A 14,951-nucleotide genomic window follows, 5' to 3' on the forward strand; every position below is an offset into this window, starting at 1 on the left:
GTGACTAAAATAAAATTAGATAATTTTACTTTTTATCATCATCAACAACTTCATAAGAAGCATCTTGAACATCACCTTTTTCATCAGCAGGTTTTGGCTCACCAGGTTGCTGATCTGGAGCAGGTTGTCCCTGAGCACCGGGTTGTGAATATAACTGTGAAGCAACTTCATTCCATACTTTACTTAAAGATTCGGTTGCCGTTTTAATTTGCTCAGTATTATTTGTTGCAATTGCATCTTCAACTTTTTTAATTTCAGATTCTAGTCTAGATTTAACATCAACCGGAACCTTTTCTTTTAACTCATCAATTTGCTTTTTCGTTTGAAAAATCAAGCTATCTGCTTGATTTCTAACTTCCACAGCTTCTTTCTTCTGTTTATCTTCAGCAGCGTGCTCTTTAGCAGCATTTTTCATTTTATCAATTTCACTCTTATCTAATCCACTTGAAGAAGTAATTCTGATACTTTGTTCTTTCCCAGTAGCTTTATCTTTTGCTCCAACGTGTAAAATGCCATTAGCATCAATGTCAAAAGTAACTTCAACCTGTGGGATACCACGCGGTGCTGGAGGAATTCCATCGAGATGAAATCTTCCTAATGTTCTGTTATCTGCTGCCATTGGTCTTTCCCCCTGCAGAATATGAATCTCAACAGATGGTTGATTATCAGAAGCAGTAGAAAACACTTCACTCTTTTTTGTTGGAATAGTTGTATTTGATTCGATCAAACGCGTCATCACTCCACCTAGAGTTTCAATTCCTAGTGAAAGCGGAGTTACATCTAAAAGTAGTACGTCTTTAACATCTCCGGCTAAAACACCACCCTGAATTGCTGCTCCAATCGCGACAACCTCATCCGGATTAACACCTTTATGTGGTTCTCTTTGAAATAAATCTTTAACCAACTGCTGAACCATTGGAATTCTCGTTGATCCACCAACAAGTATCACTTCATCTATATCTTTTGGACTAACACCAGCATCTTTCATAGCTTGCTCGCAAGGAGCTTTTGTATTTTTTACCAAGTCATCCACTAACTGTTCAAACTTTGCACGAGTAAGATTTAAGTTTAAGTGTTTTGGTCCATCTTGTGTTGCAGTGATAAATGGAAGATTAACATCGGTTGATTGCGAAGTTGATAATTCAATCTTTGCCTTTTCAGCAGCTTCCTTTAATCTTTGTAACGCCATTGCATCTTTTCTAAGATCGATACCTTCCTGCTTCTTAAATTCATCTGCAAGAAAATCAATAAGTCTTTGATCAAAATCATCCCCGCCTAAGTGGGTATCACCATTGGTTGATTTTACTTCAAACACACCATCACCAAGTGCTAATATTGAAACATCAAATGTCCCGCCGCCAAGATCATATACAGCTACTGTGTGATCACTTGTTTTTTTATCAAGCCCATAAGCTAAAGCCGCTGCTGTAGGTTCATTGATTATTCTTCTTACAACTAATCCGGCAATTTCACCGGCATCTTTTGTTGCCTGTCTCTGAGCATCATTAAAATAAGCAGGAACTGTAATTACAGCTTCAGTTACTTCTTGCCCTAGATAATCTTCAGCAGTTTTTTTCATTTTCTGTAAAACCATCGCACTGATTTCAGGTGGAGAATACATTCTGTCTCCAATTTGAACTCGCGCGCTGTTGTTATCACCAGCAACTACTTCGTAAGGGATTTCAGTTTTTTCTTTACTTACTTCACTAATAACTCTTCCCATAAATCTCTTTATAGAAAATATCGTATGCTTTGGATTAGTAATTGCCTGTCTTTTAGCTGGTTGACCAACCAATCTTTCACCAGACTTTGCAAAAGCAACAACGGATGGTGTAGTTCTGCCGCCTTCGGAATTTGGAATTACAACAGGATCGTTACCTTCCATAACCGCAACGCAAGAGTTTGTTGTTCCCAGATCTATTCCTATTATCTTACCCATTATATATACTCCTTAATTTTTTTTATTCAGTTTTGATTTTTTGTTTAGCTTGCATTATACACAAACAAGCATAGTGCCAAGTTGTTACAATTTTGTAAAACATTATAAATAAAAGGTTTATAGCAATCACTTAAATTATTGAGAATTGGAAGTATTTAATTGCCTGCCATTATGTCGCTAATCGAAGGCATATCGGCGGTTTGACTGACATTTTGATTAAAATAACGTATTTTTGAAATCATCAATTGGAGCTACTTTGTTCAATATAGAAAACTTTGACATAAAACTTAATACAGAATTTATCGGAAGAACTTTTGTCTATGCAGAAGAGCTATCCTCCACAAACACATTTTTAATGGATAAACAAAGCGGATATAATCAAAACGGAACGGTTGTGCTTGCCGAAAAACAAACTAGTGGAAAAGGAAGAAAAGACCGTGTTTGGTACAGCGCCCCAGATTCAAATCTTACTTTTTCCATTCTATTAACTAAAGATAAATTTTTAGCAAATAATTCCAGTCTTATAAATTTTGCTGCTTCACTTTCGATTGCCACATCGATTGAAAATTTATTTCAATTAAAAACTGAACTCAAATGGCCGAACGATGTTTTGATAGACGGCAAAAAAACATCCGGTATATTGATTGAGTCTTCTTCTCAAGGTAATAAAATTGAACGATTTGTAATAGGTCTTGGAATAAATGTAAATCAAATATCGTTTCAAGGAACGTTTAATTATCCTCCTACTTCAATCCGAATCGAACTTGGACGAAGTGTTGATCGAGAAAGACTTCTGGCAGAAATATTAAATAATTTTGAAATGCTTTTAGACAAACTAAAGAAGAATAAAATAGAAGTTATTCACGATTGGAAAGAAAAGTGTAAAATGATTGGTGAAAAAATATCTATCGTTGAGAATGATGTAGAAAAGTTTGGAATATTTTACGACATTGATGAAGAAGGTTATTTACTTCTGAAAACCAGGGATGGAATTGAAAAAATTCATTATGGAGATGTTAGTCTGGGTTAATTTTTTCAGACTAACAATTCCAATACTCTAATTAAATTATTTCTAAGTTCTTTTCTGTGGGATATAAAATCCACAAAACCATGTTCTACCAAAAACTCAGATCTCTGGAAACCTTCCGGCAAATCTTTCCCGATAGTCTGTTTAATTACACGTGGTCCTGCAAATCCAATTAGTGCTTTTGGTTCGGCAATATTAATATCACCTAACATTGCGTAACTGGCTGTTGTACCACCGGTTGTAGGATCGGTTAGAATTGAAATGTACGGTATTTTTGCTTCTGCCAATTTTGCTAAACGTGCACTGGTTTTTGCCATTTGCATAAGCGAATATGCACCTTCCATCATTCTTGCACCGCCGCTTGATGAAATAACAATTAACGGGATTTTACTTTTGTAAGCTTTGTCTGCAGCTCTTGCAATCTTTTCACCAACTACCGAACCCATCGAGCCGCCGATAAATTGAAAATCCATACAGGCAAAAGCAACTTCCCTATCATCAATTTTTCCGGTTCCCGTTCTTACTGCATCATTAAGATCTAACTTTTTTATAGTGGATGAAATACGATCTGCATATTTTTTAGTATCCGTAAATTCAAGTGGATCCGCAGAGCGCATTTTTTTATCCATTTCCTTAAATGAATTTTTATCAAAAAGAAATGAAACATATTCTAAACTAGAAATTCTAAAGTGATGATCACACTTCAAACATGTCCAAAGATTTATCTCAAGTTGTTTTTTGTGAATTATTTCTCCGCACGAAGGACATTTATCCCACAAGCCTGCTGGCAATTCTTTTTGCTGAGTAGTATCAGCAATATTTTGTTTCGATCTTTTAAACCAAGGCATAATTAATTTTTCTGCACATCTGCATAAATGGTTATTACTTTGTTTGGCTCTTTGGTGTCATTAGAAACAATTGTAATCGATTTACTATTTCTACCTGAACGGTTCTTTGTATCAAAATCAACTTTAATTGATCCAAATTCACCAGGCTTAATGCTGCTGTTACTAACTACAGCCGCAGTACAACCACAAGATGTTTTTACATCTTTTATAGTAAGTGATTCAGTTCCTTTGTTTTCAAAACTAAAAGTGTACTCAACTTTCTTTCCTTCAGGAACTTTTCCAAAATCATGTTGAGTTTCAGGCAAATAAATAATTGCTCCATATTTATTTTCAACGGTTTTGCTAACCACAATATTACATTTAAAAGATAATGTAATACTAGGTGTTTCAGGATCATTTGTTACAACAGTGACTGTTTTACTTTGTGGTCCTTTTCTTCCCTTGGAATTAAACGAGACAATGAGATTTGTTGATTCACCTGGTTTAAGTTCACTTTTATCCGGTTTTGCTGCGGTGCAACCACATGATGCTCTGACATCTGAGATCTTAAGTAAATCACCACCGTTATTTGAAATAACATAAGTATGCTTAACAACTTCATTCTCACTGATATCTCCAAAATCATGACTAAGCTGCTGAACGCTAACTTTTGGGGCAATCATTTGGGGCATGATTGCGATCGCGCTAACTATAAAAATCACAAAAAAATATCTAATCATGTTTTTTCTCCTTAACAATAAATTCTTTCATATAATTTGGTTCGAGAAAATCAAAATCTGTAATCTTTTTATCCACTCCAAAATTAGCAGCCCATCTGGCAACAAATTCCGGATCAGGTGAAGAAAGATTCTTGAGTAAATGACTATTTTCAGAGTGAACACTAGTAGCATTCCCAAAAACAGGAATATCGTTAATAAGCAAATCAAACTCTGAACGAGGTACAATTTTTAACTCTTCCATAAATATATAATTATTACCCTTAATTTGAAACTTTGCAAAATATAATTCATCCCTACCAACTTTATTTGCTATAATAAAAGAAGATTTTTCAGGTAATATTCTTGAAATTTGATAGGCTAAAGCTTCAAATGTTGGAACAGGTATAATTGGAATTGAAATCGATTGAGCGATTCCCTTAGCAGAAGACATTCCAATCCGTAGTCCGGTAAAAGATCCTGGTCCACTTGAGACGGCAATAGTTTTAAGATCGGATTGATTGATAGATGCCATTTTCAGAACTGAATTAATTAGTTCAAAAAGTTTTTCGGCATGTGAGTGTTTTAAAACGAGTTTTGTTGAGAAATATTTTTCATCATTAAAATAAACACACACACCGCAAACACTGTCTGAGGTTTCAATTGCTAATAAAGGAAAGATATTATTCATATTCCATAAAATAAAATTCTCGTTGAGTATCATTTTCAAAACTGATGCTAATTTCTATTCGTTTTCTTGGAATAACTTGTGGAAATAAATTTCCCCACTCAATAAAAATAATGGATTGTTCATTGCTAAAATAATCTTCAATTCCAATATCAAGTAATTCAGCTTCTTTATTAATTCTGTAAAAATCAAAATGATAAAATGTTTCTTTACCGAAATACTCATTTACAATTGCAAATGTAGGACTATTGCTATTTGTAACACCAAACTTTTTCAAAACTTGTTTGATAAAAAAAGTTTTGCCTGCTCCTAGATCACCATTTAGTATTACTACCATTCCCGGTTTTAACAATTTGCCAAACTCATCTGCTATTAAGATTGTATCATCTTCGGAAATACTTTTTAGCGAATAAGGAAACTGCATGGTTATTTTGGTTCCATAGTAATGATTGGTAAAATCATTTCTTCCATCGAAATTCCACCATGTTGAAAAGTATCTTTATAATGAGTTAAAAACTTGTGATAATCCGTTGGATAAACAAAATAATAATCTTCTTTGGCGATTATATAATTAATGGTTACACCGCGCTTTGGAAGTTTATAATCGCTTGCGTTCCTCACAAAAATTGCATGTTTTTCATCAACTTTAAGATTTCTGCCATACTTAAATCTTAAATTTGTTGAAGCTTCTCTATCCCCTAGTACTTTAGCTCCTCGTAACGATCTTATGCTGCCGTGATCAGTCGTTATAACAATTTTTACATTCTTCATTTTAGAAAGTGTTGTAAAAATATTAAGCAGTGAGGAATGACTAAACCAGCTATTAGTTAGAGATCTGTAAGCGGATTCATCAGGAGCAATTTCTTTTAGGATATCCGAGTCAGATCTTCCATGAGCAATCATATCTAAAAAATTAACAACAACTGCGGTAAGATGAGTATTTTGATATGAGTGAATATTCTGTTCAAAATTTCTACCAACTTCAGGATCAATAATTTTTATATACTTTAGATCATTACGAAGTTTAATTCTTTTCCGATCAAGTAAAAGCTGCAATAACTCTTTTTCATATTTATTCATGCTGCTTTCATCATCGTTACCAGATATCCATAAATTTGGATAATGTTTTTCAATTTCGGAAGGATATAATCCAGCAAACAATGCGTTTCTTGCATACGGTGTTGCAGTTGGAAGGATTGAATAATAATAATCCTTTTCAATTTTAAATAAATCGGTAAGATGTTTTTCCATCACTAACCATTGATCTAGGCGAAGACAATCTAATACAAAATAAAAAACTGATTTACCTTCATCACGCAAATGATTCAAAACATATTTTTCTGTTATCTGAGGTGTAAGATTCGGAACGTCTGAACTTTTATTTTCATCAAGCCATGGTCTATAATTTCTTTCAACAAATTTTGAGAACTCTTTGTTCGCCTCTTTAAATTGCTCGTTAAGCGACTGCTCTAAACCAATCTCTCGATGCTGATCAAGTTCTATAGACCAATTAACCAATTTTTGGTAAATATGAATCCATTCCGTAAAATCAAGATTAGAACTTAATGCTTGTGTAATTTGATTAAAATCCTGCAAATAATCTTTGGCAGCATATTGCCCGGATATTTTTTTACCTTCCAGAATTTTTTTGCAGACAAGTAAAACCTGGCTTGGGTTAACCGGCTTTGTTAAATAATCAGAAATTTTTCCCCCGATTGCCTCGTTCATCAAAGTTTCTTCTTCTGATTTTGTAATCATTACAACCGGAATTGAACTACGGATATTTTTTATTTGGGCAAGTGTTTCAAGTCCGCCCATTCCTGCCATCATCTCATCAAGAAAAATCAAATCATATAAATTTTCTTTAACTGATGAAATTGCATCTTCACCATTCGTAACAGTATCAACCTCATATCCTTTTTCGGAAAGAAAAATAATATGAGATCTTAAAAGTTCTATTTCGTCATCTACCCAAAGAATTTTTTTTCTATCCAATTTTGCACAACCTTTATATTAATTCACCTATCCATATCAATAATATTCTCAAACTTTTTCATTTAGTTGATTGAGATACTAACGTCTAATCCTGCCTCATTTGAAGTAGTTGGCGGAATTCTTGATGCACCTTCAGGCTCTACCGTTGATCGCTTGTAAAATACAGACAAAGTGACCTTTGCGCTTATAGTATATTTAATTCGCGGCTCTATTGTAACTCTTGTAGTTCCATCCTGTGGAATACCTTCTTCGTTAAACGGAATTTTTGACATCTCATATCTTACCGCGGCACTTCTTGAACTTGTGTAAGCCAAACTAAATTCAATATCATTTTTAAGCGCTACTCCAAACAATGGTAATTCAAATCCTGATTTTGAGAACTGCAAAGTAAACCCGATATCTTTAGAAAAATTTTCTGTGATATTACTCGTTGTTATTCCAAGATCAAATGAAGTTCTTGTTGAATATTTTAGGTTACCTGTAAAATTACCTCCCCAGAGCTGACCAAATGTAAGATTTAATCCTAGTAACGGAGCAAATCCATATTCTATTTTTTGAACCTGAACTTCTTCATTTCCTTCACGGCTTAACTTCCAGCCTTCTGTGTATGAAGATGAATATGAATGATCTAATGAAATTCTATCTGCCAAAGATCTTAAGAATGGTAATTTTTCAAGACCATCCCATGTAATGCGCCAGTTGGGACGAGGAATATAGTTTGCGTAATCTTCTAAGAATCCAAAGTTTGCAAATATTGGAAGGCTTTCAAATCCTTTAACAAATGCTTTAGATAAGTTTGAATTTGGATCTTGAGGATTATAAAGTTCCGCAACTTGTTTTATGCCACTCTTAAATGCTGATAAAAACAACACCGGTGGTATTGTTAAAAAGGATCTATTTAATGTACCAGTTGAATTTACATTAGTTACAAAAACTGATCCATCATCTTCAACATTTATAGTTGAGTTTTTATTTACAGACCAACCTGTTTTCCAGCTAATATCAATCTTTGCACCTTCCCACAATGGTCTTGAAGTTTTAAAATCAATATTATTCTTTTGAGAATAAACATCACTAAGATTCGTTCCTGCAGAACCTACTCGGGGTCCTGCGTCGCTGCTTAAACCAAGCATAAACCCACGCGTCGGTCCGGCATCATCGTCATAAAATATTCCCCAAAAATTACGGAAACCTGTCCCCTGAGCTTTTAATCCTGATTTGGAAAGCGTATTATCATTACTAAAATTGAATGAAATCATTTCATAATCTAGAAAAACATATTTTGCTGCTGCAACAAGAAAACTTACCGCCCTTGATACCATTGAAGGTTTATTTTCTAGGATTAAGAGAGAATCCATCAAAGCTACAGAATCTACCACAGAAATAACATTTCCTAGAGAATCATATTCTGTTTCCTTCGGTTCCTTATTTAATAAAACTCCTTTATTACCAATAAAATTATTTTTTTGCTGATTGTCTTTATTAACATCATCTTTAAATAATGGATCAAACAAAGATTTCCATCTCATTGTTAATCCGACTGTGGATTTATTGCTGAATCCAGCACTCCTGCCGACTATCTCCTGACGAAAATCATTCGTCCATTGATAGCTTGCACCATAAGACGCTGTTAATGTAAAGTATTTGTTTATATCAAACAGAGATGGAAGTTTTGGTGCAGTACGGATATCAAAATTTTGCTGGTAACGATTATCTCTTCCGAAAAAGGCCCCATTAAAAATCTCACTCCATATTTCACTTTCAAGACGTGGTGTTGCAGCCGAATCATTATAAGTTTCTAAGTACGCAAGCGATGAACTTATATTCAACGCATAACTTGTTGTAAGATTTAGAAATCCACCTTCAGTAAGTTTCCATGCAAAATTAAACCCACGCGAAGTTGTAAAATCTCTGGAAGAAACCTGACTCGACGGTGAATTTTTTCTTTCACGTGTAATATTTGTTGAAGAATTTCTTTTGGCGGTTAATGCTAAAGAAAAATTCTGCGGAGTAAAATAAACTTTTGTTCCGCTGTAATCTTTTAACAGTGCAAACAGTACACCAATTACCGGAATATCTATCGGGTTAAAGTAATACTCCGGACTTAAAGACAAACCATAATTTAAATTTGCGTTCCAAACCCAACTTCTATTTGAAAGCACTGTTGGACCACGGCTAAAAGCTTTATTATAATTAAAGCCCATTGTTATTGCATTAAACGTATCACGAATTAACCAAAACTTTGTAGGAATTTTTAATTTAATATTTGATGCAGACCATGAATCAGAAATACTTTCTGTTTCAGTTTCTTCTCTTAATTGTTCCGGAGATTTTACTGTTTTATTACTATCGTATAATGCTTGTTGATTTTCGACAGCATTATCAACTCTAACATCGCTGCCGGGTAAATAAAGTGGTTTACCTATGCTTTCAGTATGTGAATAGTTTAATCTTAAATTACTTTCCGGAAGATTAACCGGCAAAATTTTTAAAAGATTTACATCTGTCGAAACTGACCAGTTACGCTGCTCAACTCTGCTGCCAAATCTATCAGAAAGTCTATGGAAATACGGATTCTTCTCGCTCAGATTGAATGAAACTGTTGCAAAATCCGCTAGCTTCAATGATGTGGATAAACTATAAGCCCAGCCTGGAGAATCATCTGCTCCAACAACGCGTAGTTCATTTACCCATACTTCGCCGGAAAGTGGACCAGTATTAAAACCATTATCCAGATTTACAATACCAACAGATAAAAATTTAACAGTTGTTAACGTTGGATTACCTTTTATAACGTAAAAATGTCCTGTCGGTGCACCAACCACAGCCTGAAAATATGCTGAAGTATCATTGTCCCCTCTGGCTTGTTTTAAAGCAGTTAATTCATCAAAGTTAAATGTAACTTCATTCCAACCAGGAAAAACAGGCTGACGGTATTCATAGTAATTGTTTGTGTCGCCACCAAATCTAAAATATACTTCTGAAGAGTGCTGAAATACTCCGCCTGAAGTATCCGCATAAGAAATTCTTCCTGGTCTATTATCCTGATCTCCATGTATGAACAATTTCATTTGCTTATAATTAAAAACATCCAATGGTCTATAAAGATATTTAACCGCTTCTCTCTTATCGCCGTCTTCTAGTCCATTCAGGATTAAAGAAAGCGATTGTTCATTTCTTAAGATATTCTCATCCGGTCTTGTTCTGTCCCTCTCCTGAAATACTCCCGGAGGACTTGAATAATCGCTGTTTTCTTCAAGGCTGGCAACGGAAACCGAAAGAATTGTATCGGTGCGAGCTATTGAATCCGGCAGATTTTTTTGCCATTGATTTCCAACAAGATTGAATTCAGTGATTCTGAAATGAACCATACTATCAACACCCTGAATAAATAATCTGATAGTTTCAACATCGGAAAAACTAGGGGATCCTACAGTGGTTGCATAATCTTTTAATGGGACTCTAAATAAATACCATTTATTGGTTAGTCTAGGATTAAATCCACCATCAGCTAAAAATTCATTAGTTGAAAAGTTCGTATCGAGAGCTACTTCATATCTAAAATAACTATCATATTTATCAAGATTTCCATTTCGGTTTAAATCTTCAGTATCAGGTAACCTTCCTACATCTGTTAGAATGGCGTTGCCTTGAGTTCCGTTAATACTGAAATAATCAAAGAGATTTTGTGGATTACTTCGTTGGAAAAAGAAATTATCGCCACTTGGATCAGACTTCGTACTGCCATTTTCACTGCGCTCTACATCATCCAGAATCCCATCAAGACCTGTATCTTCATTACCATCTGAGTCTATGGCATCATTACGATCTTTATCTTCAGTATCTAGTTTATTATTGGGTATAACATCTTCACTCACTTTTCCTATATCAATATATAATTTTGCATTAGAGGGAGCATCAATTATTTGTGCCCAGAATTCAACATAATCGATATTTTCTTCAATCAAATTGCTGGCAGTTGACGAGAGTATTTTTTGTATACCACCCCAGTTCTTATTTCTCTCTTGGAGAGTAGGGAGATAATTATAAGTACCTGGAGTATCTGGAAGAAAAACATAATCCATCACCGTTATTTGCTGATCTGCTCTTGCAACTTGCTTTTTATCGAAATAAATATCTTCAACCGTTACTTGGGCAGGGGTTTCTGTAAACCAGAAAGATTTACCCTTGTAATGCATTTTTTCGTCTTTGTTCAATTCATACAATAAATAGAGGGAATCAGGAGGACTAATATCTTTCCAGGAAGTGTAAGAGATCCCAATCGGTATAGTCTTTTTTGCACCTTCAAAATCATCTATATAAGCAATACTTTTTCCACCATCAGAGAGAATTGTGCTTTTCTTGGTGTTAGGGTCAGGGTCGATATATGCATATTCAGCTGATAAATTAAAACTTGACATTTCTCTTGTTGAGAAAACATTATCCAATAATTTTGTAACAAATGGTAAATCTGCACTAGTTGAAAAATCTAACCCATAAATGCTGTTGCTTAATGGTTCTTCACCAATCCTTACTTTATCACTTAGTGTTTGTTGATTAAGATTTAAGATTGAAAAACCAAGTTTAGTTTTTTTAGAAAATTCATAAATACCTCTTGCACCCAAAAGAGTTTTAGATGCTAGTTGAAATAGGTCATTCTGTTCATAAGTAATTTTTAAATCAGCGCCTGGTACTAGTGCTGCATCATTTCTAATAGTTAATTGACCGATATTATAGTCAACTATGTAATCACTTCCTGCGCTAAGTTCACGTCCATTTAACAAAACTTTTACAGAATTTTCTACAACATTAAATCCAAGTTGATAGATTGATGAGGAACTACCTTTACTTTTTCCAACAAGAATCCATTTATCTTTTATCTTTTTCTGACCAGCAAAATTTTTAGTTGTATCGTACACTTCATCAAAATTATAAGTATCGTAAGCTAAATCTGCCGGAAGATCATCGCTAAATGGTTCAAGATTAGGAAAAACCACTTCTCCAGTCTCCGGTATAATAGTTATTCCTGGTCTATAGTCGAAGATATTATCTGATTGAGCCTGCGAACTGGAGTTTAGAAGATCTAAGCCAAAAGCTTTTAATAGTCTTGTTGTTCCGATCTCACTAGTCGGTTCCTGGCCTTCGATCTCTCTCTTTATATCAAATTCAAAACCTTCCTGCTTGATATTTCGTGGACCCAAGGCGTAAATATTTTTAAGCATTAAACTCCAGGCAGTTGTAAAGTCCCCACCAGGTTGAAGATTTTCAGGTTTAACCAATTTAAGAACCAATCGCCTGGTTGTGTTAGTATCTCCAGCAGCTAAGAATTCTCCATAGAAAAAATCATCATTCGAACTGCCCACACCCTGCTCTTGCCGATATGCAATGGCGATAGCGTCTTTATCGTTAATTGCCGTTTTGAAAGTAATAAATCCAGTTTCAGCATGGAGAATATAATCAACATCCGGGGTCAACAGCGTAAATCTTCCGGAATAAATTTGACCTCCTACAGTACTAACGGTATCGGAACGTAAATTATCCGGATATAGTAGCTGTCCAACACTATTAGGATCCAAATTTATATATGCGTTTGCAAATCTCTCCTTAGAATTATCAAGCGTATACTGAATTACTGATTTCCATACTTGTATATCTGTTACTAGTAAACTTGAGTTAACTTGAGGTGTAGGATTTCCATAATAATTATAAAATACTTTACTTGTTTTAGAAGCGTAAACTGTATCAATAAAATAATGGTTTGTAGAATACTCATATGCTCTTTTTTGAAACGGGACTTCTGAAGATCCACCTGAGACCTGAACTTCTTTTGTTTCGCCTTTTTTCTGGCTGGCAATAGTGGTTAATGAAAACGGACCCATTTTCATTTGAGCTTTAATTCCAAACAAAGCTTCACTTCCACCAACTAATGGAGAAGTTTGAAGTGATACGTTTCCAGCTTCGATGCTCTGTATTATTTCATCTTCATATCCGGTGTACTTTATCTTAAGCTGGTTTTCATATTCAAAGGTTCGTTCTGTGTTCCAATCGGCAACTATGTTAAGTTTATCCCCAATTGTTCCGTTAACATTAATCTGTACTTGTTGTTTAAAATCAGGTTCATTCCTTGTATTACCCAATCTGGAGGCAGTAACTCCTTCTGTTGTTTCGCTCCTCCATGCACCGTGAATTTGCACCGAACCGCCAATTTTTAAGCTAATTTTTGGTGCACCAAAAATACTTAACACACCAACGCTCGGTAATGGAATTTCAAAGTCTGTAAAATTCTTAATTAAATCGCCAAGACCAAGTTGAGAATTTTTTAACTCATAAGCATATCCAAGTGCCTCCCATTTTTTCCTTTCCTCAACTTGCAAACGAGTTTCTATATACTCTTCTATTGGGACTTTTAAAATTATTTTACTTGGCTTGCCAGCAATTATTTCTTTAATCTCAACAAACTTACCTGTGGAATCAATTGTAATTGTTCTTGTCTTATAAGTAGCAGAAGGTTCAATAAAAAACTTAGATTTCTTCTTCTGCTGTAACGTGGTGTATGGTAAATCCTCACGTTGATATCGGAAGTACTGTAACCGGGCAGTGGAATCCAATGCCATTTGTACTAACCGCAACGAATCCTGATTAATTTTTACTTTATTTTTTGATGAGTCTTTTCCAGTTGCTAAAATACTTGTTGAATCAAGTAATCCGCTTAAACCCAATGAATCACTTAATGAGAAAATTGAATCATCAATTGCAACGAATGGAGAATCAGGTGAAGAGGAATTATCGATGATTAATACATCATTTAATTCTTTAGTTTCAGGTTCGGGTTTAATCAATCCGGTATTGTATTGATTATGCAGATTTAAATTCCGTAGATCGGAAATTAAATCAAAACAGGCAGCTTGAAGCATAACTTCGTTTACCTGAGATTTATACTCGGAGCCAAATCCGAGATTTATACCTGCGTAAAACATCACCAAAGAAACCACAAATAATTTGGCGGCTTCAACAATGATCTTTTTTATTTTGTGTTTAATGCAGTATTCCTAGTAAAGTGAAACAAAATAAATCCGTAGAGTATAATCGATAAAGCTCCTAAATAAATTTCAAAATTCGATGCAAAAATTAGATAAAAACAGTTATAAATTCAATTAAAAATAAACAATATCTAATTTAATGAACTCAAGTTATTCAAATACCTAACATAAATGAAGGTATTTTTTTTTCGCAACTAAAACACTGCTCTTTTACGATTTAGTAAATTCTAAAATCAATTTTTTATGATTGGGAAAACTTTCTAGCAGATATTCCCTATCAGCTAATTCAAAATCAGAAAAATCAAATCCCGGTGAAACGGTGCAGCCAATTAATGAAAAGGATCTTTTATTCAATACTTCTGCAGCGAACCAATTATTTTTTTTGATTACTGTCTGAAATACTTCGCCCTGTTCTGTTGCTTTGCCAAGTATACTCTCGGAGAGGTATCCTTTCTCATCAATCACATAAATTTTAACTGAAGTTCCATCATAAAAATGCCAGAGCTCATCAGATTTTAATCTGTGGAATTTAGATTTTTGTGTACCTTCAAGCATAAAATAAATTGAAGTTGAAGCATTCCTTTTAAGATGTTTTTTGGGTGGATCGATTGAGAACATTTCCCCCGCACGATAAACCTCTCGATAGTACCCGCCTTCAGGATGTTTTTTAAGTTCAAGTTTTCGGATATAATATCTTGCTTTTTCGTTCATAGCTCTTT

At 34.4% G+C, this 14,951-nt stretch carries 9 protein-coding genes; 1 reads left to right on the forward strand and 8 read right to left on the reverse strand.

Going from position 1 to position 14,951, the window contains the following annotated elements; genetic code table 11:
* Positions 1 to 25 precede the first annotated feature (25 nt).
* Positions 26 to 1,939, reverse strand: a complete 1,914-nt coding sequence (gene dnaK, locus IPJ23_06160; GenBank protein ID MBK7630267.1) for a molecular chaperone DnaK — start codon at positions 1,937 to 1,939, stop codon at positions 26 to 28.
* Between the two features lie 256 nt (positions 1,940 to 2,195).
* Here dnaK and IPJ23_06165 point away from each other — a divergent pair, with 256 nt between their 5' ends.
* The gene (locus IPJ23_06165) at positions 2,196 to 2,969 is read left to right on the forward strand and encodes a biotin--[acetyl-CoA-carboxylase] ligase (protein ID MBK7630268.1); all 774 of its coding nucleotides are present in this window, start codon (positions 2,196 to 2,198) and stop codon (positions 2,967 to 2,969) included.
* A 5-nt stretch (positions 2,970 to 2,974) separates the two neighbouring features.
* Here IPJ23_06165 and IPJ23_06170 read toward each other — a convergent pair whose 3' ends face one another.
* The 7 genes from IPJ23_06170 to IPJ23_06200 form a co-directional block, all read right to left on the reverse strand.
* Positions 2,975 to 3,814, reverse strand: coding sequence for an acetyl-CoA carboxylase carboxyltransferase subunit beta (locus IPJ23_06170; GenBank protein ID MBK7630269.1), 840 nt, complete (start codon positions 3,812 to 3,814; stop codon positions 2,975 to 2,977).
* A gap of 2 nt (positions 3,815 to 3,816) precedes the next feature.
* Positions 3,817 to 4,533, reverse strand: coding sequence for a DUF1573 domain-containing protein (locus tag IPJ23_06175; protein ID MBK7630270.1), 717 nt, complete (start codon positions 4,531 to 4,533; stop codon positions 3,817 to 3,819).
* Entirely contained in the window at positions 4,526 to 5,200 is a 675-nt protein-coding gene (gene tsaB, locus IPJ23_06180) for a tRNA (adenosine(37)-N6)-threonylcarbamoyltransferase complex dimerization subunit type 1 TsaB (protein MBK7630271.1), read from the reverse strand. Before tsaB ends, IPJ23_06175 begins: the two co-directional genes overlap by 8 nt.
* Complete coding sequence (tsaE, locus tag IPJ23_06185) at positions 5,193 to 5,621, reverse strand: tRNA (adenosine(37)-N6)-threonylcarbamoyltransferase complex ATPase subunit type 1 TsaE (GenBank protein MBK7630272.1); 429 nt, start codon at positions 5,619 to 5,621, stop codon at positions 5,193 to 5,195. Before tsaE ends, tsaB begins: the two co-directional genes overlap by 8 nt.
* A gap of 2 nt (positions 5,622 to 5,623) precedes the next feature.
* Positions 5,624 to 7,192: a response regulator gene (locus IPJ23_06190; GenBank protein ID MBK7630273.1), complete on the reverse strand. Its 1,569-nt coding sequence runs from the start codon at positions 7,190 to 7,192 to the stop codon at positions 5,624 to 5,626.
* A gap of 62 nt (positions 7,193 to 7,254) precedes the next feature.
* Positions 7,255 to 14,106 (reverse strand): cell surface protein SprA, encoded by a 6,852-nt coding sequence (gene sprA, locus IPJ23_06195; protein MBK7630274.1) that lies wholly within the window; start codon positions 14,104 to 14,106, stop codon positions 7,255 to 7,257.
* Positions 14,107 to 14,442: 336 nt separating this feature from the next.
* Positions 14,443 to 14,943, reverse strand: a complete 501-nt coding sequence (locus IPJ23_06200; protein MBK7630275.1) for a cupin domain-containing protein — start codon at positions 14,941 to 14,943, stop codon at positions 14,443 to 14,445.
* Positions 14,944 to 14,951 lie beyond the last annotated feature (8 nt).

It is taken from the genome of Ignavibacteriales bacterium (assembly GCA_016709765.1).
Taxonomy (GTDB): Bacteria; Bacteroidota; Ignavibacteria; order Ignavibacteriales; family Ignavibacteriaceae; genus IGN3.